This is a genomic window from Paenibacillus naphthalenovorans (assembly GCF_001465255.1).
In the GTDB taxonomy this organism is placed as follows: domain Bacteria; phylum Bacillota; class Bacilli; order Paenibacillales; family NBRC-103111; genus Paenibacillus_G; species Paenibacillus_G naphthalenovorans.
Map to the genome: position 1 here is coordinate 2,581,846 of NZ_CP013652.1, position 20,910 is coordinate 2,602,755.

Below are 20,910 nucleotides of genomic sequence, written 5' to 3' on the forward strand. Positions count from 1 at the left end.
CCGATCCCTATCCGAGCCTCCATTCATTTCAGCGTGCCACGTTGAGCACGATTTTTAATATATCCGGGTCCTTATTCTCCATGAGCTGGAATGCTTTTTCCAATTCGTGAAGTTCAAACCGGTGGCTGATGAGCGGCGCCGTATTTATTTTACCGGACTGCAGCAGTTCGATCACGGTTTTCCATACGCCGGGACTGCCTAATGACCCATGCATTTCAAGATCGTAGGTTACGAACTGATCCACGTCAAAAGCAGCCCGTTTACCTCCGCACAATCCAAGCAAACTAATCCGCCCTCCCGGCACGATATAGTCCAATAGCGATTCCACAACGGAAGCATTTCCGGTCGCTTCCACCACCGCCGTAAATAAATCCGTCCTTGTCCCGTCTTTTACATTCATCGTTTCGTCCGCACCGAGGCGTAACCCCATTTCCAAACGGCGGTGGCGGATATCGAAGAGAACCACTTTTTTCGCACCGAACGCCTTCGCCATCTGTACGGCAAGCAGCCCGACAGGGCCCGCCCCGATCACCGCCACCGTATCCTCGGGAGTAATCGATATTTTGCTTACTCCACGGAAGGCCACGGCCGCAGGCTCGATCAGGCAAGCTTCCTCATACGAAAGAGAAGCATCAAAACGGTGAAGCGCATGGGCCGGATAAACCATGTACTCCGCAGCCGCTCCGTCTTTGCCCAGCACTCCGTTTTCCAATCGTTTGGGGCACAGATTATACCTCCCCTTTTGACAATAAGAGCAATGCCCGCACGCTATCGTCGTCTCCCCAACGACCCGGTCGCCTACATTAAAATCCTGTACCTCGCTGCCTAAGGCGATGATTTCCCCCGACCACTCATGACCCGGAATGACGGGAAAGGAGGATTGATTCGTTTGAAAATAGACCATCGTCCCTTGATAGATTTCCAAATCTGTAGCGCAGACGCCTAAACAATGGACTTTGACCAGAACTTCATCCTCCCTGCAGACAGGCACTTCCAGTTCGCCGCAGCGAATGATTCTCGGACCTGTGATTTGCACCGCTTGCATCGTTTTCGCCAATCTCATGCCAAGCTCCTCTCTACCTGCTTATTTCCAAGCCGCTTATTATCCGTTCATCAGCAGGAGATCATATGTTTGCCCAAATTGGCTTCGGCCAGCTCAACCATGTGCTGAACCACCGCCGCATCCTGCAAAGTAGATAACGGAGCCTTCCCCTTGTCGATGCATTCATTAATAAAGTATTCAGACTCATAGAAAAACAATTCCTCATATTTGGGATAGGCTTTGCCAAGCGTACCGATCGCCCGGTTATACAGCACATCTCTCCAGGAATAATTCATTCCTCCCTGGGTACCCAACACCTTGACCAGGTACGTCCACGGACTGCTCGTATCGTCGTCACAAGCAAAGCTTGAAAAGAGAACCGCTTGTGCGCCGCCCGGCATTTCCAGCAGCATAACCGATTGATCCTCGCGTTCCAGTGTTTGATAGTGCAGTTTCGTCGCGGAACAGCTCATCGCCTCAGGCTTCCCCAGCAAATAGAGGGTCGTATACAGGTGATGGGTCATGATTTGCCGGATCACGCCCGGATAGTGTGAAGCCAGCTCCTCGCTATGATGAATGATAAATGTGAACCAGGCGCTGCATATTTGCCCGAGCGCCCCTTCTTCGATGTAGCGCTTCATCTTGATCATTTCCGGATGGTAGATATAATTGTGAGCGGGAAAGCATATACGGTTCATTTCCTGCGCCACCCGACCGATCTCGCGGATCTGCTCTACGGTCATGGCAACGGGCTTTTCGATCAGTACGTGCTTGCCGGCTTTCAAAGCCTGAACAGCCTGTTCATAATGGGCCTCCACCGGAGACAGGATATAGATGATGTCTATTTCATCGGATTCAATCAGCGCACGGGCATCGGGATAAGCCTTGGCCTGCCATTCCTTTTCCCTTCTGCTCAGCCGCTCTTGATTCAAATCCGTTATTCCGGCCAATTCCGCATGCTCCAGCTTATCAACGGACAGCTGATGCAATTCGGCCACCGCCCCTGTCCCAATGAAACCTATCCGATGCTTGCTCATTCGTATCCCTTCCCTATCCTTTAGTTTTGGAGGAGCCCATCACATTGGCCGCCACCGCGACAAACAAGACGATGCCCGTAGCCAGGTTTTGCCCGGCGGACCCAACCCCTAGCAGATTTAATCCGTTGACCAGAACGCCCATTAACAATACGCCGACCAGCGTCCTCCACATGCTGCCCACTCCGCCGAACAGCGAGGTTCCGCCCAGGATGACCGCGGCAATCGGAGGAAGCTGCAAACCGACCCCGGCTGTCACCTGAGCACTCCCGATCCGCCCGAGCATGAGAATGCCGGCGAGAGCAGCCAATATGCCGCTGATGGTTAGCACCAGTACTTTATATTTGGCGACGTTGATCCCCGACATTTTCGCCGCTTCTTCATTGCCCCCGATCGCGTAAACATTTCTTCCGAACACCGTCCTGCTTAAGATGATGTGGCTGATCACAAAGATCACTGCAAAAACAAGGACAATGGACGGAATGCCGAATACTTTGCCCGAACCGAACCATTGGAGACGGTCGGGAATGCCGTACAACGGTTGAGCGCCCGAAAACCATAAGCTGATCCCGTCCACGATAAACATCATCGACAGCGTTGCCATAAAGGTAGGTATTTTTAATTTGGCGTTGGCAAATCCGGAAACCGCCCCGACCATAGCCCCGATGAACAATGTGCAGATGATCGCAAGCCAAACCGGCAGCGCAACGCCTAATCCAAAGCCTCCGGTGCTAAGAGCGCCCGCAACTAAACCGCTGAATGTCATAATGCTCGCGATGCTTAAATCAATTTCAGCCGTAATAATGACAAAGGTTACCCCAATGGCCATAATGCCGATAATCGCCGACTGTCTTAAAATGTTAAGGATATTCGCTACAGAAAGAAAGCTTTCGGCAAGGATGGAAAAGACGATGATAATAAGGAACAAGCCGATTAACGGACCTATCGTTGTCATATCCAGCTGCCGAAGTCCTCTGCTCCCGAGAGGGACTTCCGAAGACCGTTGGAGATGTTGGTTCAGCTTACTTTCTTTGTTCGATACAGCCATCTGTTATCCCCCTTTCCCAGCTAGACCACATCCTTGAAGACATGATTCATTATATTTTCCTTCGTGATCTGTTCATTCCTTAGCTCATGGACGATCTTTCCGTGATTCATGACCAATACGCGATCCGCCATGCCGATCAGCTCCGTAAATTCCGATGAAATAAATATAATGGCGATCCCCTGCTCGGCCAGCTCCCTCATCAGTTGATAGATCTCCGATTTCGCTTTGACATCAATTCCTTTGGTGGGCTCATCCAAAATCATCAGCTTGCAATCCAGCGCCAGCCATTTGGCCAAAATGACCTTTTGCTGGTTGCCTCCGCTCAAATTGCGGACCGGAACATGCTCGGAAAAGGTTTTAATATTGAGCTTGCTTATATACTTTTTGGCCTTTTGTATTTCCAGACGGCGATGAAGCAGCAGATGCCTGACCGTATCGCGGATCGTCGTTAAATTAATATTTTCCTTGACCCCCAGGCAGCCGATGAAGCCTTCTTTTTTACGATCCTCCGTAATCATGGCAATTCCCTGTTTAATCGCATCCATAGGGCTTTTAATGACAATGGGCCGGCCGTTGAGATACGTATTTCCCGAGTCCTTCCTGTCTGCTCCGAAAATCGCACGCGCCAGCTCCGTACGGCCTGCCCCGTTCAAGCCGGCAATCCCCAGGATTTCCCCTTTGCGAACCTCCAGTGAAATATGATGAAAGTTTCGTCCGGTATACTGCTCAATTCGAAAAACAATCTCTTCTTGCACGTTTCCCTTCCCGGGATATATCGTTTCTGCATGATGCTCCGTACCCGTCATTAAAGAAATCAGGTTCTTTTCGAGATCCGGACTTTTAATGGATAAATCCAAGGTTTCGATTTGTTGTCCGTCACGCATAATGGTCACCTTGTCAGATATGGCATAAATTTCTTCCAGCTTATGCGTGATGAATATGATCGCTTTGCCGCTTGCCTTCAGCTGACGGAGCGTTTCAAACAATCGGGTCACTTCTTTGTCGCTTAAAGCGGAGGTCGGTTCGTCCAGCAGCAGGATTTCCGCATTCATGGAAAGCATCTTGGCGATCTCGACCATTTGCCGGTCAGCAATACTTAGCCGGCCGACCAAATCATTGGTAGAGATCGTTAAATTCAGCAGAGCAAGAAGCTGCTGCGCATTTTCGTGCAGCTTTTTGTAATGGACCAAGCCGATCGAATTTCGCGGCAAGCGCCCAAGATAGATGTTCTCAGCCACATTCAGCTGCGGGATCAGGCTTAGCTCCTGATGAACCATGCCGATGCCCAGCAGCCTCGCATCCTCGCTGTTTTTCATCTGGGCCCGCCGGTTGTTGACATAGATTTCCCCTTCGTAATCCGTATAAATCCCGTCGATAATTTTAATCAAAGTGCTTTTCCCGGCGCCATTGGCACCCAATAGTGTATGAATCTCGCCTTTGTATATGGATAAATTGATATCCTGAAGCACCGTTATCCCGTTGAACTGCTTGCCAATATGCTTTGTAAACAGCGCGCATTCCTTTTCTACCCGTCGGGACATTCCCGCTCCCCTTTCCATGATCGTTTTCAATGAAAGCGGAAGCTCTACCATGCCCCCGATAGAGCTCCCCGCATGGATTACCAAGCCTTTGTTTTCAGCATGTCATCCGCATTGGCTTGATCGATAAGATCTGTAGGAACCCATACCTGCTCCTCCACCTTCTCCTGATTTAAATGCTTCACTGCTGTCTTTAACCCGTCCCCGAGCATGCTTGGATATTGCAGTGCCGAACCGTATATTTCTCCCGACTTGATTTTTTCTACGGTCGATTTCTGACCATCCATCCCTACCATAATGAGCTGCGTATCGCGGTTTGCCGCCTTGGCCGCCTGCCATGCCCCTTCAATCATCATGTCGTTATGAGCAATGAAACCGTGCAAAGTTTTATTGGCGGTCAGGATATTCTCTGCAGCCCGCATCGCAGTGGTGGATTGAAATTCTCCGTTTAAGCTGGCTACAATCTTCACCTTGGGATTGTTTTCGAGTATATTGTGAATCCCTTTCCCGCGCTCGATCGCCGCAGACGAACCGGGTGTACCTTGAAGCTCAGCCACATTCCATACCGGCTCGTTCGGATATTTTTCTTCCAATCCCTTGAGGAACAGCTTGGCGGCATTTTCCCCCATATCCTCATGGTTGGTCCCGATATGCGCGACAACCTTGGCATCCTTGGAGGTGACGCTGCGGTCTACCGTAAAGACGGGGATGCCCGCTTCATTGGCCGCTTTGATCGCCGGGGTTACGCCTTCGGTTGTAATCGGAATGAGAACGATGGCATTTACCTTTTTGACAATCATATCCTCCACATCTCTGTTCTGCTTCGCCTGATTATTCTCTGCATTGTAGAAGGGCGCTTCCACGCCTAATTCCTTGGCTGTCTCCTGCCATGACTTCTGGGCGGCTACAAAGAACGTAAATTCGAGCGACGGCACCGACGTTCCGATGACGAGCTTCTTATCCGCAGTACCGCCGCCTTGAGGCGCAGGCGTTGGAGGTTGGTTGGTTGCGCTTCCATTGGATCCGGAAGGAGCGGAACCGGAACAAGCCGTTAGAAATACGAGCAATAAAATGAGCATAGCGGTAAATCCTTTTTTCATGATGGCACACCCCTCATATCATGTTTTCATTGCTGAATTCAATGTAACAAAGCCCGGTCAAAATGACTCTACACGATTGTTCCAATATTCTGACTATTCCAACCCTTTTCTAGCATTTATTTGCTACGCTCTGGATTTTTGTTCCAATAGGAAAAAGCCGCTTACGCGGCTTTAAACGATCTGATAATGCCGATGACGAGGCAAATTCAGCCTGATGCAGGTTCCCGATCCCATTTCACTATGAATGGAGATGACGTCAGACGTTTGGTAAAAGATACGCAAACGCCGGATGACATTTTGAATACCAAGTCCCAAGCCATAGGATTCGGAATTTACATTCAGCAAACGTTCAATGGTTTCGCGGGACATTCCCGCTCCATTGTCATGGATCTCGATCTTTTCGCAGCCCTCGTCCCGATAAATGTGAATTCGGATTCGGGTGATCGTTTCCGCAGATTGAATACCGTGAACAAAAATATTTTCGACAATGGGCTGAAGGGTCAACGACGGCATTTCAATATCCAGACAGGCTTCATCCACTTCGAATTGAATGTCAATCTGATCCTGAAATCTGACTTTTTGAATATAAAGGTACTTATGGATAATATCCAGTTCTTCCCGCAGCGTTACCCGGCTCTCTACTTTTTTCAGATGATATCTCAGCAGCTTGGACAGGTTCATCATCAAATCTTCCGTTTTGTAGGCTTTTTCCATGAAGGCCAGCCGGGATATAATATTTAACGTATTGAACAGAAAGTGAGGATTCATTTGACTTTGCAGCGCTTTTAACTCCATCTCCTGCAGTAGCCTTTTATATTCCTCCTGGCTTTTGACTTCTCTTAGCAGCCGCTCGATATTGTGGCCCATGACCACATAGGCCGCCATCAATTCGCCGATCTCATCCTTTCGTTCCAGAGATATGTCGCTTACATTAAAATCGCCCGACGATATTTTGCGGGAGCGCGCCGCCAATTTTCTCAACGGCAAAGAAACACCGTGAAAAATAAACAGGGAATACAGAATACTAATCACAATGGAAACGAAAAACATGGTTCTTCCCATGATCTGAAACAAATGCTTGCTTTCTGTAATTTTAACAAACTGCTCCCGATAGGAGGTCAATTCAGAGCTTGTTATATTTCTCGTGTTGTCCATAATAAATCCGGCCAGCTTGAACGATTCATCATAATGCGCCGTATAGGCATCAATCTCCTGCCTATCATAGTATGTGACGCTCACTTCCACCTCCTGTTGAAAACGATCCAGCAAATGGGTCAATTGAAGTAGCTGGAATTGGCTGTTGTGCAAAAACGTTTCTTGCTCCATGGTTGCTGCGTAATCGTTCAGCAAACGGAGCCCGGCTGTGAGATCATCACGATCTTTCTCGTAGCCCCTGCTTAAATATTGATTCAAAGAGCTTTGCGTGGCTTCCACCGTATTGGCAATGTCGTTCATTCGGACAAAGCTTCTTAAGATCATTTCATAATTATCGAGATGCTGTGTGAAATTATAATAAATGATAAACATCAGCCCGTTAAAAAAGGCGCTGAAAATAATCACATAGATAAATACCTTTTTGTAAATCCGGATAGGCCTTCACTCCTCTCTTGTCTGCAAATAGGCATCCATGGACGAGCGGTCGATAATGAACGATTCCGTATAGTTCATCGGGGATACCGGCTTCCGATGTATAATTCTTCTCATCAATTCCACGCTTTTAAAGCCCATCAAATATGACTTCTGCTGGACTGCCGCTTGAATCACGCCCTGCTTAATCAGCTCTACGGTTTCCGGCAAATCATCAAAAGCAATGATATCGATCTGGCGTGCCGGAAAGTACTTGTTCACCGCTTGCGCAATTCCCGGACCGTCTAAAGCGCTTACACCGAACATCACATTAATGTCCGGGTGCTCCTTCAACATCTCGTATGCCTTTTTTACCGCTTCCAGCTTGCTGATTTGCGAACCCTCCAAAGCGACAATCGTAAAGTCCCTGCGGTCCTTGATGGCCTCCTTGAACCCTTCGATCCGCAGCTTCATATGCTGCCCTTCGGGATTTCCCGAAATGATGCCGATATGAGCAGGATCATGCCGGTGCGCTTTCAGGTAGTTTCCGATTTGCACGCCCGCCCGATAATTGTCCGTGCCGACAAATGCCAATCGCTTGCTCTGAGGGGCGTCCGTGTCAATCGTAATCAAAGGAATGCCGGCTTCCACCGCTTTATTGATGACGGGAACAAACACGTCATCCAGCCCCTGAGTGATGATGCCATCCACTTTAGAAGCGATCGCTCTCTCAATGAGAAGACGATGCTCTTCGATGCTTGCCCGGTAGGGCCCCTGCAGATCAATCCGCAGATCCTCTCCCGCGGCCGCCTGCGCCCCTTTAAGAACCACATCCCAGTAGGGGTGCTTGGCTTCCTCGGATACCAGTAAAATTTGCTTTTGCTTGACCGGATTCGCATTCTCCGTAAAGTGCCGCCTCGCATCCTTCGCCAATTCCCACGATTGATAAAAGGATATCCCTAACCAGAATGAGCCTGACAACAGCGCCGCGAACAAAACGAAATACAGAAACCAGATCTGTTTCACTTTAATCTCCATCAGACCTCGCTTGGGTTCTTCCCCTTGATTTTTTTAAACACGCGGCTAAAATAATTCGGATCATGAAAGCCTACCTGAAAGCTTACCTCTTTAATACTGGCTCCGTTTTTTAGTCTCAATAAAGCGGCCGCCTGCTCGACCCGGTATGCCGTAAGATATTCGGAAAACGTCTCTCCGAAGCTTTTTTTAAACCACTTGCTGAAATAATTTACGGAGAACCGGGCATACGCCGCCATCTCTTCCACCCTTAAGTCCCGGTGATAGTTTTTCCGGATATAATCCTCCACTTTCAGCTTCAATTGATTGTCTCCCCGCAGCTGAAGCAGCACCCTGCGAAAAGCTTCTCTTACTGCCGACAGCTCAGTTCCGACAGGCTGGATTTCCCATACCAGACCTGGCTGCTTTTGGTTTTGGAAGCGCTTTATATTTTTGTCAAGCTCAGCCGTTACCTGCAAAGGAAGTTCGGATGAGAAGATCAGCGCCAGCTTCATTTCCCCCAAAGCCAATTCCAGCACAACAGGAAACAGCACTTTCCACTTTCGAATGAGCTCTTGGGCCGCCTCCATCCCGCTGTTGCCCATTGGCTTGAACGTTACCAGGTATCCGGGCATTTCATCGATGCCGAGCAGCTGTCTCATTTCCTGAAAATTGGCATCATTTAAGGTTCCTTGGATCAGTCCATTGAATAATTCCTTCTGCAAAAAATGGTTCGTTAACTGGAACCGTTCCCGGTTCAAGATGTGTTCCGTTCGTACTTTCCGTTCCCTTCTGCATTCATCCAATGTGCTTCGAACCGTCCTCACGATTTCTTCCCTGCCGGCCGGCTTGACCAAATAATGTTTGACCTCCAGTTGGATCGCACGCTGGGCATATTCGAATTCTTCGTACGCCGAAATCAGGATCACTTTCAATTTAGGAAACGAATCCTTTAATTCGTAAATCAAGTCCAGGCCATTAATCCCGGGCATCTGGATATCTGCAATCAGCAAGTCCGGTTTACAGGCTTCCGCCAATTCCAGTATCCTTCTTCCGCTTGTTTCCCGATACACTGTAAGCTCAGGAAAGGCATCCTTTAAAATCCATTCGAGTGCCTTTGCTTCGATGGGCTCATCGTCCACAATAAAGCAAGTTTCAGCCATTGCAACCTCCTTAACATACAAGAGTTTTAGGAAATATTTTACTATTCACACTTTGATTATACACCATTTTCTGCAAGCGAAAATAAGAAAAACCTGGCCGCTGGCCAGGTCCTTATCTAAACATATACTACGTGCACAGGGAGGCATGGGTATGAACAGTTAGACTCAAGGCTTGACCGCTGTACCGTCCGGCGTACGTGCTAACGTCCACATTGGAATCGTCCCTTGACAAGGGTATTTGTTCGCCTCTTCCTCGATGATATCTATACCAAGCCCAGGCCGGTCGCTCAAGTAAGCATATCCATTTTTAACAATCGGACAGCCTGGAAAAACGGTTTGCAGCTGCTCATTAAGCGGCGTCCACTCCTGAATACCGAAGTTGGGGGTGCTTATAGACAAGTGCAAGTTTGCCGCTGCGCCAACAGGGGAAATATCTCCTGGTCCGTGCCAAGCTGTTCTAACACCGTAAAACTCCCCAAAAACAGCCAATTTTTTGGCGGGCGTAATTCCCCCTATCGCGCTTACATGGGCACGAATAAAATCAATCTGACGCTTGGCTATTAATGGCTTCCATTCGTTCACGTTTGTAAAAAGCTCCCCGATAGCGATCGGTGTACTGGTCTGCTGACGAATCAGTTCGATCCAATCCAAATTCTCAGGAGATGTCGGATCTTCTAAATAGAACAGATGGTAAGGCTCCAGCTTCTTGGCCAATCGAACCGCTTCAATCGGTGCGATTCTTTCATGAACGTCATGGATCAGTTCAATGTTGTATCCAAGGGTTGCACGCAGATGCGCAAATAAATGTTCAATACTTTTCGCGTAGGCTTCCGGGTCGAAATAAACCCCGGGTTGAACATGTTCCGGCGAATGCTTAGACTGAATATTCGATGCCCGTGAAATGACTTTGGCAATCAAACGTGTGTCTTCCGTCCCGCTTCCGCCGTACATCCCCATCTGAACGCGGAGATATTGATATCCCTCATCCATGAGCTGTCTGGCATTTCGCTCCACTTCCATTTCATTGCTGCCATCAACATGGCGGTACAACGCAACCCCGTCACGGCATTTGCCGCCTAACAATTCATAGACCGGCATATCGGCTATTTTCCCTTTAAGGTCCCATAAAGCCATATCGATTCCAGAAAGAGCATTGTTCATAATCGGTCCATTTCTCCAATAGCCGCTTACGTTTGCACTCTGCCATATATCCTCTATTCTAGATGGGTCTTTACCGATTAAGAAAGGCTTCAAATAATTCTCTATCGCAGATTGAACAGCGTAAATCCGTTGGGTAAACGTAGCGCAGCCGAGCCCATACAAGCCCTTCTTATTCGTTTCGACTTTCACTACTACCAAATCAATGCCGCCGGGAGCGGTTAATATGACTTTTACATCTTCAATTTTCAAATTGAGCATCTTGATGGACCTCCTTTTAACGGGTGTAGTTATCCTGCAGCTCTTCTGAAAAGCAGAGGCGTATTTTTTTCTGCGCAGCTAGCGCCCAAGCCAGCCGCCGTCAACAGCAAGCAAGTGTCCATGAACATATCTGGCCCCCTCTGAAGCAAGGAAAACGGCAGGAGCTTTAAAATCGTCTGGATTTCCCCACCTTCCAGCAGGGATACGTTCGAGAATTTGCCTGCTCCGGACAGGGTCATTCATCAAAGCCTCATTCATGTCCGTGGCAATATAACCCGGCACGATCGCATTCACATTAACCCCGTGCGGGGACCATTCGTTAGCTAACGCTTTTGTTAATTGAGCCACAGCCCCCTTTGCGGAAGCATAAGCCGGAACAAGAATACCTCCTTGGAACGATACGAGGGAAGCGATATTGATGATTTTTCCGCTTTTTTGAGGAACCATATATTTACCCGCTTGTTGACAAAGCAGCCATACCACTTTTAAATTGACTTGTATAACGTCATCCCAATCTTCTTCTGAAAAATCAACGGCAGGCGAGCGCCGTTGAATACCTGCATTGTTAACCAGGATATCGATCTTGCCAAAGGTATTGACTACCGCAGGAATAGCTTCTTTCACTTGACGCAGATCAAATAAATCACATGGAACAATAGAACATTTCACGCCCAACTGTTCAATCTCTTGTTTGACGGAAACCTGATCAGGCGAGCGCTGCAGTAATGCAATATCCGCTCCCGCTTCTGCCATCCCTATAGCAATGGACCGGCCAATGCCGCGGGTTCCACCAGTGATTGCAGCTACTTTTCCTTTTAGACTAAATTCATTCATGGTCATGGGGTTCTCGCTCCTATTTTTACGGGTGAAATAATACTTTCAAAGAAATATCCGTATTTTCCATAGTTGAAAAACCTTGCTGAATATCATCCAGCGGAAGCTTATGGGAAATCAGAGAAGCAACATCAATAATTTTTTTCTCCATAAGTCTAATTGCTATAGCAAAATCGTTTGAATTTGCACATCTTGTCGTTGTCAAAGATATTTCTCTGAAGTGCATGGCGGCTAAATCAATGGTTGGCGCTTGCTTATACACACTTACGACCACGATTTTGCCCTGGTATTTGATACATTGAATCATCTGATTGGCTGTAGCCTGAGTTCCCGCAACCTCAAATACGATATCGGCACCAACACCTTTAGTAAAAGAAAGCACCGCTTCTTTAATGTCCTCTTCTTTCGCATGAACTGCCGTAAAGCCCATTTGTTTTGCGACCTGCAGACGGTAAGGACTGATATCCGAAATAAAGATCTCGCTTGCGCCCGCCTGTTTGGCCACCTGGCCAATAAGCAGCCCGATCGGGCCTGCTCCCAAAATAACTACGCTGTCCCCAACCTTCAGGTCCGATCGCCTAACCGTATGTACGGCAATAGCAAGCGGCTCTGTCAGCGCACCCTCTTCATCAGACACGTTGTTAGGCAGATGATGAAGACGGTGAATGGGTACGGCAACGTATTCGGCGAATCCCCCGTCCTTATCAATACCGATGCATCTTAATGTTGCACATACATGATACTGTCCAGCAAGACAAGCAGCGCATGTTCCGCAAGTTAAATAAGGCTCGACGGTTACGCGATCCCCCCGGTGGAAGTGATCATTGTCCGCAATGGACTCAATCGTTCCGCTAAACTCATGACCCAAAACTACCGGAGCCTTAGCCCGTGGATGTTTCCCTGCAAAAATCATCATATCCGTACCGCAAATCCCTGCATAGGCAACTTTAATCAGTGCTTCGCCTTCCCCTGCAACGGGTTTTTCGATGGATTCCGTTTGAACTTTTTTCTCGGCAATGTACATTCCTGCTTTCATTGCATGCGCCTCCAAATGAGTTTTTACAATAAGAATTTCATTTATTTTAGGTTCTTGGTTACTGATGCAACCACCCTAAAGGAGCCAAAACGATTTGAGGAAAAATGGTTAACAAGAGCAGAACCAACACTTCCGCAATTAAAAAGGGCACTACGCCTTTTATGATATCGTCCATTCCAATTTTCCCTACACCTGCTGCTACGTTGAGCACTGTTCCGACTGGCGGGGTTAGTAGTCCGATACAGTTATTCAGCACAAAGAGCAATCCGAAAAAGACAGGATCTATACCTGCATGTTCAATGATCGGCATCAGCACGGGGGTAAGAATCAAGATCGTAGGCGTTAAATCCATGGCCGTACCGACCAAAAATACTAATGCATTTATAGCGAGCAAAAGAAGTACCTTGTTATCCAGAAAAGGTTCGAGAAGTGCGGTCACTTGCCCCGGTATGTTCGCTATTGTAATTAACCAAGCGGACACCATAGCGGCAGCCGCTAAAAGCATAACCACGCTTGTTGTTTTGGCAGCAGCCAACACTACTTTGTATAGCTGGTCAAACTTTAACTCACGGTAAACCACCATACCAACAAACAAGGCGTACACCGCAGCCACTGCTGCCGCTTCCGTAGGTGTAAAGATTCCCCCGCGCAAACCTCCAATAATAATTGCAGGAAGCATCAAGGCCCAGATGGCAGACCGGGTTGCGAGCCACATTTCTTTGGCTGATTTTCGCGGCTGTGTTTCCACTTTTTCTTTTCGCACAATCCATGCCCAGGTAATGGTCAAAGCCACTGCAAGAAGAATACCGGGCACGATCCCTGCCATGAACAATTTGGAAATGGAAACACCACTCGTTACCCCGAATATAATCATAGGAATACTTGGCGGAATAACAGGTGCGATAATGCCCCCTGCGGCAATTAAGCCAGCCGATCGGTTCCGGTCATACCCCGCCTTTGCCATCATTGGGATTAATATAGCTCCCAGAGCCGCCGTATCGGCCACTGCCGAACCGGACAAACCTGCAAACAAAAGGCTGGCGATAATGGCAACGTATCCAAGCCCACCGCGGACATGGCCAACGAGAGCCATCGCTAACGCGATGATCCGTTTGGAAATGCCTCCTGCGTTCATAACCTCTCCTGCCAGAATAAAAAAGGGGATCGCCATAAGAGCAAAATTGTCGGCACCATCAATCAGGTTGGATGCTAAAATTTGCGTATCGAAATTATCCATAACTAGCATGAGCGTTAAACCGCTAATTAACAGAGCGAACGCAATTGGGGTACCCAATGCCATTATTCCTAGCAGTGAAGCTACAAATACAACCAGAGTCACGATGTTCCGCCTCCTATTCTGTCCCCGGTGTTTCGCCGCTCATTCATATGCCCGAATCCAGCTTGCCCTACCAGTTCTTCCGAGTCTGTCGTCATAATCAAATCTTTCTCGCTATATTTATTGAACAAAATACGATATAGATTCGCGAAAACAATAACCATCATTCCAATGCTTGTAACAAGTCCGATGCCGTAGATGAAAAAATAGGGCAGGCCTGAAGCTGGAGCCGTTTGATTTAAATTAATGATGGTCAGCTTCCAGCTTCCGTCAAACAGGAACACAAGTGTAATTAATATTAATAGATTACTGACCACGAAACATATCTTCTTACCCTTATACGAAAGCTTCTTCACCATCATGTCGACACCCAAATGCTCATTATCCTTAAGGCCAAGAATCGATCCTAAAAAAATCATCCAAATAAACAAAAACCTTGATAGTTCCTCTGACCAAGTGAGCCCTGTATTAAAAACGTACCGTAAAACAACGTTCCCGAACACAAATATGGTCATCAATGATAAAGAACAAACGATAAAAAAATTGAGCAGGCCACTGATTCTGTCGATCAACTTTACCACGGTGATCACTCCTTTCCAGTTGTTTAATCAAGTTGTTAATCAATCGCAGCCGTGACGAAATGGGGAGGACTAATGAAAGATGCTCACGACACCCGCTTCACATCTACCCTAATCCTCCCTTCTAAAAAGCTAGGGCTTTCTTGTTTACTTCTCTCCTCTTACTTTTTGAATCTCATCGAACATTTTCTTTACAAGCTCTTCTCCAAGCTCTTTAGAGTACTTGTCAATCACTGGTTTAACGGCTTCTTGAATCTTTTTTGTTTCCTCATTTGAAAATTCACTTACCTGCATGCCTTTGTTTTTCAAATACTCCAGTGACTTTTTCGTTTCTTCCCGGTTTAGCTCACGCTGAAACTTTCCCGCCTCAATGACCGCATCTTGTAAAATTTTCTTTTCTTGATCATTGAGCTTGTCCCAGAATTTCTTACTGGCCATGAAAATAAATGGTGTATACAAATGCTTGGATAGGCTCAAATGGGATTGGACTTCATAGAATTTACTTGATTGAATAGCAGTCAAGGGATTTTCCTGTCCGTCGATGGTTTTCGACTCCATTGCTGTAAACAACTCCGAGAAAGGCATCGGTGTTGGATTGGCACCTAAAGCTTTAAATACATCGAGATGGACTTGGTTTGGAATCGTCCTAATTTTTAATCCCTTGAAATCCTCTAGAGTAGCTACCGGCTTCTTACTATTCGTCAGGTTACGGAACCCGTTTTCCCAATATCCGAGCCCGATTAAGTTATGGGCCGGCAATTTATCCAGCAAAGTTTTTCCTACCGTACCATCTAACACGGCATCGGCTTCTTTTTCATTGTTGAATATAAACGGCAGGTCGAAAATACCGAATTCTTTCACACTTGCTGTTAGTGGCGAGGTCGAAATAATCCCCAACTCCACGGTTCCTGACTGAAGGGAATCGGAAACCTTTTTGTCATCACCTAATTGGTTGTTAAAGTATACGTTTACTTGAAATTTTCCTCCGCTGTTTTTCTCAACGATTTCTTTGAACTTTTTTCCGCCAACGCCTTCAGGATGATCCTCGGTTAACCCGACAGAAAGTTTAAATTTACGTTCACTGATTCCCTTGTTTTCAGAGGTTCCGGATTGAACTGTAGTATTGTTATTTTGACCTCCCCCGCAGCCAATTACCGAAATAAGAAGACCAAAGACGACCAGACCGGAAATCGCTTTTTTCCATAAACTTTTCACTTGTAATGCTCCTCTCACAAAATTGATCTTGTTAAGATATTGAAATACAAATCATCATTCATGATGGCGGTTACATATTATTGTTTAGACATACACATTTACATGTTTTCTGTTTAGCGGCCGCTTATTCTTACTCTTCTTCCAAGCCTTCTCCCATGAAATGGCAGAGGTTAATATAGCGCTTTCAATCGATTGAAGTGCAGTTTAAATGAAGCATCTCCCCCAAATCATAACTATAGTCAGTCTAGCGTCTGTCTCCCCCGTTTCTTATTCTCAATCCATCTCCTATTTATTATATATATTAATACGGATTATATATAATATAACAAAAATCGTCAAGATATTTATATATAAAATTAAACATTATATATAATGTTTTTTCTTCTAAATAAAAAAATGGCCTTCTCCTTGTGAATTTCAATTTCCTAAAGGAAAAGCCATTTATATCACTCATTTTATTCTTGTTTCATTACAAAAGGACATGATATGTTCTCTAAATGCTGCCTTTGATTTTTCTACATCGCCTTGTTCCAATACTTCAACGAGCTCTAAATGGTATTTATAGACTTCTTCAGGTTTTATTTGTATAGTTGGATGGAGGTATGCAATATACCTTCGAATATGAGTGTTCAAAATTCCCCATACCCTGTTATAAATTTCAATTTGAGACCATTCAATAATTTTAGAATGAAAATCCATATCGAAGCCTGATTGTGTTAAATAGTCCGGAGTTCCGCTTTTCATCTTTTCAACTATATCGTACAGTTCCCCTGTATCCCGTCTTGTTAATTTGGGGACAACAATTTCAAGTACGCTGGTTTCTATTTCGGTACGTAAAGAGAAAATATGATAAAGTTCGACTTGATTGATCTCAGTAACAAAGGCTCCTTTGTATTTAACTGTTTTCACTAATCCTTCCTCTTCCAATCCCCTTAACGCTTCACGGACAGGAACCTGACTAATACCATGATTTTTTGCAATTTCTGTTTCTACTATACGCTGTCCAGGTTTTAATGTATTCGAGATAATGTCCTCTCTCAGTTTCTGTTTGATCTCATCTTTTAGAGAAACCAATCGAGTTGACTGGTTATTAATCGGATTCATCTTCTCACTCCTGTTCAATCATTTTTTATAAAAAATCTGTTATTATATATAATTAATTTTATTATATATAAATACCCGAATGAATTTCAATGTTTATATTTTTTCGGGGTATAAAAAAGCCGTACCCGTTGTAGACGAACTACAATCAGGTACAGCTTCTATGCGTTCAAGCGTTTACATGGTCATTCCGCCATCTATCGTAATCAGACTGCCGGTCATGAAGGCGGACTCATCGCAGCAGGCGAATAAAATCGCATGCGCGATTTCTTCCACCCTGCCGAGACGTCCCATCGGCTGTCTTGCGGTAAACATCGCTTCCATTGCCGCCGGATCGGCGGCATTTCTGATCTTTTCCTCAATAGCCTGCGTATATGTCGTGCCGGGGCAGACACAGTTCACCCGGATGTTGTCATTGATATAATCGGCCGCCATGGCTTTCGTCAACGATACCACGGCTCCTTTCGATGCGGAATAGGCACTTCTGTCGGTGTGGCCTTTCAATGCCGCGACAGAACCGTTATTGACAATCACTCCGCCGCCTTGCTTCTTCATTTGCAGTACGGCATATTTCGAAACCAGAAATGTCCCCTTTACATTGACCTGCATGGTTTTATCGAAATCTTCCTCCGACATGTTGTCTACTCTGCCGGGCAGTACAATCCCCGCATTGTTGACCAGGATGTCGATTCTGCCGAAGGCTTGGACGGTTTCCTTTACAATACGTTCGGCATCGGCCGGATTGGAGACATCGCCTTGGACGAATATCCCTTCAGCCCCCGCCTTTTTCAATAGCTCTACAGCTGCTTCCCCATGGCTGGCCGTACGGGAATTCACTGCCACTTTAGCGCCATATTTGCCAAACTGTACGGCAGCGGCAAGTCCGATCCCCGATCCTGCTCCGGTCACCAGCACCACTTTTTTCGAAAAATCCAATGTTAGAATCCTCCTAATCACGGAAAGACAATATTTACTTGCCGAAGATTAAATTTGGAATGAACAACGTTAAATCCGGAATGAAAATAACCGCAATGACGACCAGCAATACGCTTAGCAGCAGCAGCCAGGATTCTTTTATGAATCTCCAGAAGGAGGTTTCAAAGATGGAGCAAACGATATACATGACCACTCCGACCGGCGGCGTTAAAAGCCCGATCGTCAGCGTCAAAACCATCACAATGCCAAAATGAACGAGGTCGATGTTCAGCTGTACGGCGACCGGAATGAGAATGGAGGTCAACAACAGGATCAAGACCGTCGAGTCCATGAACATGCCCACGATCAGCAGGAACACGATGAGAATAAGCATGATGATCCATGGCGTTTCGGAAATGTTCAGCAGCAAGGCCGCCATTTTTTGCGGGATCTGTTCCCAGGTTAAGCCGTAACTGAAGATCGCCGACAGCGCGATTAACAGCATGATCATGCCGATGTCGAGCGCAGTATCTTCCAACGTCCTCACAAATTTTTTCCAGGTAAATTCTTTGTAAACAAGCAGACCGATCACGATCGCATAAATGGCGGCAAAAGCGCCGGCCTCGGAAGGCGTGAATATGCCCGTTCGCAAACCCGCCAGCAGCAGGATCGGAAAGAGAAACGCCCATATGCAATCGATGAAAGTCGTCCAGATTTCTTTGGGAGGAGCCACTTTTGCCCGTTCCGGCTGATAACCTTTACTCCGTGCGGTAACGGAGACCGCGACCATTAACAATACCATCATGAGGAGACCGGGAAGAATGCCTGCGGCAAACAGCCGGCCGATGGAAACTTCGCCTATGCTTCCGTAAAGAACAAGACCGATTCCCGGCGGTATCATTGTCGTAATCATCGAGCTGGTACCGATAACTCCCGCCGCAAATCCTCTGGAATACCCTTTCTCGATCATGCCCGGTCCCAGAACGCGTCCAAGCATGGTGGCGTCGCCGATCGCCGAGCTCGTAATTCCGCCCAGCATCGTGGCCAGCACCATGTTCACTTGTGCCAACCCCGCACGCATATGTCCCGCCAACACGGACGCCAGCTTCATCAGCCGATGCGTAATGCCGGTTTCGTTCAGCAGGTTGCCCGCGAATACAAATAAAGGAATCGCAAGCAGAACAAAGCTTTGTGTCTGAGTTAGCACAAGCTGGACCGGCATCGTGAACGACAGTGTCGGCTGCTGCAAGAAGAAAACGAACCCCGAAATCCCTATCGCAAAGGCTACCGGCATGCCCAGAATCATCAGTAATAAGAACACGATAGTGACCAATAACACGTTTTATGCCTCCTTTCCATTAAAGTGATTACAGAAATTCTTTATTGCTTTCCGTCGTTTGAACACTCTGATAGCCTCTGGCGATTTGCTCTTTGATTTTCACGATCGTGGTGCTTAACATCAACATGCACCCGACGGGCACGCTCAGCGTAACCCAGGTATAGCTGAAGCCCGGAATTCCCTGATACGTTCTGAGCCGTGTCGTATAGGAGAGCCATAAGCCAAAGCCGATAAGTACCGCCAAAAATAAGATAATCAAGATTTGGTTCATGATTTTAAGGTAAAACTGCGCCTTTACCGGCAGGCGGCTTACAACCAGCTCGATGCTCACCAGCTTGTCGTTTCTCATCGCCATATCGGCGCTTAGAAAGACGCACCACGCAAACAGAAAGGTTGCTACATCCACAGCCCATGAGATAGGGTGACCAATGGTTCTTGCGATGGCTGTGGCAAAAACCAATGCCGTTATGATCGCCAACGCCGTTTTGACGATAAAAACCTCTGCTTTGCCGATGTAATCATACAGTTTTTTCATGGTTCCACACCTCCGCATCACGTTCTTATTTTCCAGCCCTGCCCTTGCGGGCAGGCCGGAAAATAAGAATTACGATTTCAGCTCCTGGTTACTTGCCCATTTCTTTAAAAACGGTATCTCTGGCTTGAACCAGATTTAATTTCGTGTAAGCTGCCTCGCCGGCTTTTTTGAACGCTGCAATGTCGATCTCGTTGGCCGGAATGATCGTTACGCCGTGGGCGGCAATTTCTTTCTTGAGCTGTTCCGTTTCCTGCTCCATCTTTTTGGAAATTTCAAGCCCGGCTTTGTTGCATTCCTCGATGAGAATATCCTGATACTCTTTAGGAAGGCTATCGAAAAATTTCTTGCCGACGACCTGGAAATTGATCAGCATGATGTGTGAAGTCTCGCTTACATATTTGGCGGCCTCATACAGCTTTCCTCCCGTCACATTCCGATACACGAGTTCGGCGCCGTCGATCGCGCCCTGCTGTATGCCGATATAGACTTCACCGAACGGAAGCGCTACCGGAGCCGCGCCAAGCGAGCGTACGGACTCCTGCCAAACCGGTACGCCCGGGGTCCGGATACGGAGACCCTGCAGATCCGCAGGCGATTTGACCGGCTTGTTCGTGACCATGTGCCGCAAGCCTTGAATCCAGTTAAACGACAGCACTTTAATATCGTGCTGGTCTTCCAGATCCTTCAGCCATTGCTTGACTGTTGGAGAATCGTTTAGCTTCTCCACATCTTCAATCGTTTCGGCAAAGTAGGGCGCGTTCATCACCGCGATGTCGGGAACATACATGCCCAGACGCGCGGAGTCGGTATTCTGACCTACATTGACGCCCTGCTTCAACTGCTCGATGATGTCCTCTTCCACACCCAACTGGGCGCTCGGGAACACTTGAATCTCCAGGTTGCCGTTCGTTCTCTCCTTCACCGCCTGCGCCCAATTTAAAAATCCTTGGTGAAAGGGCTCGGACTCCGCCAGCACGTGGTTAAATTTTAAAACAAACTTCTGATTGGAACCTTCTTCCGATTTGCCGCAAGCCGAAGCCAGGAAAACCAACACCATCACCATCATGAGACTGACCCATCTTTTTGCCTTTTTCAAA

At 47.0% G+C, this 20,910-nt stretch carries 19 protein-coding genes; all 19 read right to left on the minus strand.

The features are described 5' to 3' along the window. Positions 1-28: 28 nt before the first annotated feature. The 19 genes from IJ22_RS12855 to IJ22_RS12945 all read right to left on the minus strand — a co-directional run bounded on the left by IJ22_RS12855 (position 29) and on the right by IJ22_RS12945 (position 20,909). Positions 29-1,063, minus strand: coding sequence for a zinc-dependent alcohol dehydrogenase (locus IJ22_RS12855; protein ID WP_062409094.1), 1,035 nt, complete (start codon positions 1,061-1,063; stop codon positions 29-31). Between the two features lie 50 nt (positions 1,064-1,113). Beyond that, positions 1,114-2,079 carry a Gfo/Idh/MocA family protein gene (locus IJ22_RS12860; RefSeq protein WP_062409095.1) on the minus strand — a complete coding sequence of 322 codons (966 nt, stop codon included), beginning with the start codon at positions 2,077-2,079 and terminating at the stop codon, positions 1,114-1,116. Positions 2,080-2,092: 13 nt separating this feature from the next. Then, positions 2,093-3,124, minus strand: coding sequence for an ABC transporter permease (locus IJ22_RS12865; RefSeq protein WP_062409096.1), 1,032 nt, complete (start codon positions 3,122-3,124; stop codon positions 2,093-2,095). Positions 3,125-3,144: 20 nt separating this feature from the next. Next, positions 3,145-4,716: a sugar ABC transporter ATP-binding protein gene (locus IJ22_RS12870; protein ID WP_062409097.1), complete on the minus strand. Its 1,572-nt coding sequence runs from the start codon at positions 4,714-4,716 to the stop codon at positions 3,145-3,147. 26 nt (positions 4,717-4,742) lie between these two features. After that, the gene (locus tag IJ22_RS12875; protein WP_062409098.1) at positions 4,743-5,762 is read right to left on the minus strand and encodes a D-ribose ABC transporter substrate-binding protein; all 1,020 of its coding nucleotides are present in this window, start codon (positions 5,760-5,762) and stop codon (positions 4,743-4,745) included. A gap of 171 nt (positions 5,763-5,933) precedes the next feature. Continuing rightward, positions 5,934-7,322 carry a sensor histidine kinase gene (locus tag IJ22_RS12880; protein ID WP_062409099.1) on the minus strand — a complete coding sequence of 463 codons (1,389 nt, stop codon included), beginning with the start codon at positions 7,320-7,322 and terminating at the stop codon, positions 5,934-5,936. Positions 7,323-7,358: 36 nt separating this feature from the next. Beyond that, a complete protein-coding gene (locus IJ22_RS12885) occupies positions 7,359-8,354 on the minus strand; it encodes a sugar-binding protein (RefSeq protein WP_160327379.1) in 996 nt (331 codons plus the stop codon). 11 nt (positions 8,355-8,365) lie between these two features. After that, a complete protein-coding gene (locus tag IJ22_RS12890; RefSeq protein ID WP_062409101.1) occupies positions 8,366-9,505 on the minus strand; it encodes a response regulator transcription factor in 1,140 nt (379 codons plus the stop codon). Positions 9,506-9,670: 165 nt separating this feature from the next. Next, positions 9,671-10,924: an enolase C-terminal domain-like protein gene (locus tag IJ22_RS12895; RefSeq protein WP_062409102.1), complete on the minus strand. Its 1,254-nt coding sequence runs from the start codon at positions 10,922-10,924 to the stop codon at positions 9,671-9,673. 78 nt (positions 10,925-11,002) lie between these two features. Next, the gene (locus tag IJ22_RS12900; RefSeq protein WP_062409103.1) at positions 11,003-11,764 is read right to left on the minus strand and encodes an SDR family oxidoreductase; all 762 of its coding nucleotides are present in this window, start codon (positions 11,762-11,764) and stop codon (positions 11,003-11,005) included. Between the two features lie 19 nt (positions 11,765-11,783). Beyond that, positions 11,784-12,794: a zinc-dependent alcohol dehydrogenase gene (locus IJ22_RS12905; protein WP_062409104.1), complete on the minus strand. Its 1,011-nt coding sequence runs from the start codon at positions 12,792-12,794 to the stop codon at positions 11,784-11,786. 58 nt (positions 12,795-12,852) lie between these two features. After that, positions 12,853-14,133, minus strand: coding sequence for a TRAP transporter large permease (locus IJ22_RS12910; RefSeq protein ID WP_062409105.1), 1,281 nt, complete (start codon positions 14,131-14,133; stop codon positions 12,853-12,855). After that, positions 14,130-14,711, minus strand: coding sequence for a TRAP transporter small permease (locus IJ22_RS12915; protein ID WP_062409106.1), 582 nt, complete (start codon positions 14,709-14,711; stop codon positions 14,130-14,132). Before IJ22_RS12915 ends, IJ22_RS12910 begins: the two co-directional genes overlap by 4 nt. Positions 14,712-14,855: 144 nt before the next feature. Further along, positions 14,856-15,923, minus strand: coding sequence for a TRAP transporter substrate-binding protein (locus tag IJ22_RS12920; RefSeq protein ID WP_235594316.1), 1,068 nt, complete (start codon positions 15,921-15,923; stop codon positions 14,856-14,858). A gap of 450 nt (positions 15,924-16,373) precedes the next feature. After that, positions 16,374-17,027, minus strand: a complete 654-nt coding sequence (locus IJ22_RS12925) for a GntR family transcriptional regulator (protein WP_062409108.1) — start codon at positions 17,025-17,027, stop codon at positions 16,374-16,376. Positions 17,028-17,201: 174 nt separating this feature from the next. After that, complete coding sequence (locus IJ22_RS12930; RefSeq protein WP_062409109.1) at positions 17,202-17,960, minus strand: SDR family NAD(P)-dependent oxidoreductase; 759 nt, start codon at positions 17,958-17,960, stop codon at positions 17,202-17,204. A 34-nt stretch (positions 17,961-17,994) separates the two neighbouring features. Then, the gene (locus tag IJ22_RS12935; protein WP_062409110.1) at positions 17,995-19,278 is read right to left on the minus strand and encodes a TRAP transporter large permease; all 1,284 of its coding nucleotides are present in this window, start codon (positions 19,276-19,278) and stop codon (positions 17,995-17,997) included. A gap of 28 nt (positions 19,279-19,306) precedes the next feature. Then, a complete protein-coding gene (locus IJ22_RS12940; RefSeq protein ID WP_062409111.1) occupies positions 19,307-19,813 on the minus strand; it encodes a TRAP transporter small permease in 507 nt (168 codons plus the stop codon). Between the two features lie 88 nt (positions 19,814-19,901). Then, positions 19,902-20,909 (minus strand): C4-dicarboxylate TRAP transporter substrate-binding protein, encoded by a 1,008-nt coding sequence (locus tag IJ22_RS12945; RefSeq protein ID WP_137670237.1) that lies wholly within the window; start codon positions 20,907-20,909, stop codon positions 19,902-19,904. Position 20,910 lies beyond the last annotated feature (1 nt).

Coding starts and splice junctions, on each gene's coding strand:
- IJ22_RS12855 (WP_062409094.1), bottom strand. CDS start 1,063: ATGAGATTGGCGAAAACGATGCAAGCGGTGCAAATCACAGGTCCGAGA.
- IJ22_RS12860 (WP_062409095.1), bottom strand. CDS start 2,079: ATGAGCAAGCATCGGATAGGTTTCATTGGGACAGGGGCGGTGGCCGAA.
- IJ22_RS12865 (WP_062409096.1), bottom strand. CDS start 3,124: ATGGCTGTATCGAACAAAGAAAGTAAGCTGAACCAACATCTCCAACGG.
- IJ22_RS12870 (WP_062409097.1), bottom strand. CDS start 4,716: ATGGTAGAGCTTCCGCTTTCATTGAAAACGATCATGGAAAGGGGAGCG.
- IJ22_RS12875 (WP_062409098.1), bottom strand. CDS start 5,762: ATGAAAAAAGGATTTACCGCTATGCTCATTTTATTGCTCGTATTTCTA.
- IJ22_RS12890 (WP_062409101.1), bottom strand. CDS start 9,505: ATGGCTGAAACTTGCTTTATTGTGGACGATGAGCCCATCGAAGCAAAG.
- IJ22_RS12895 (WP_062409102.1), bottom strand. CDS start 10,924: ATGCTCAATTTGAAAATTGAAGATGTAAAAGTCATATTAACCGCTCCC.
- IJ22_RS12900 (WP_062409103.1), bottom strand. CDS start 11,764: ATGACCATGAATGAATTTAGTCTAAAAGGAAAAGTAGCTGCAATCACT.
- IJ22_RS12905 (WP_062409104.1), bottom strand. CDS start 12,794: ATGAAAGCAGGAATGTACATTGCCGAGAAAAAAGTTCAAACGGAATCC.
- IJ22_RS12925 (WP_062409108.1), bottom strand. CDS start 17,027: ATGAATCCGATTAATAACCAGTCAACTCGATTGGTTTCTCTAAAAGAT.
- IJ22_RS12940 (WP_062409111.1), bottom strand. CDS start 19,813: ATGAAAAAACTGTATGATTACATCGGCAAAGCAGAGGTTTTTATCGTC.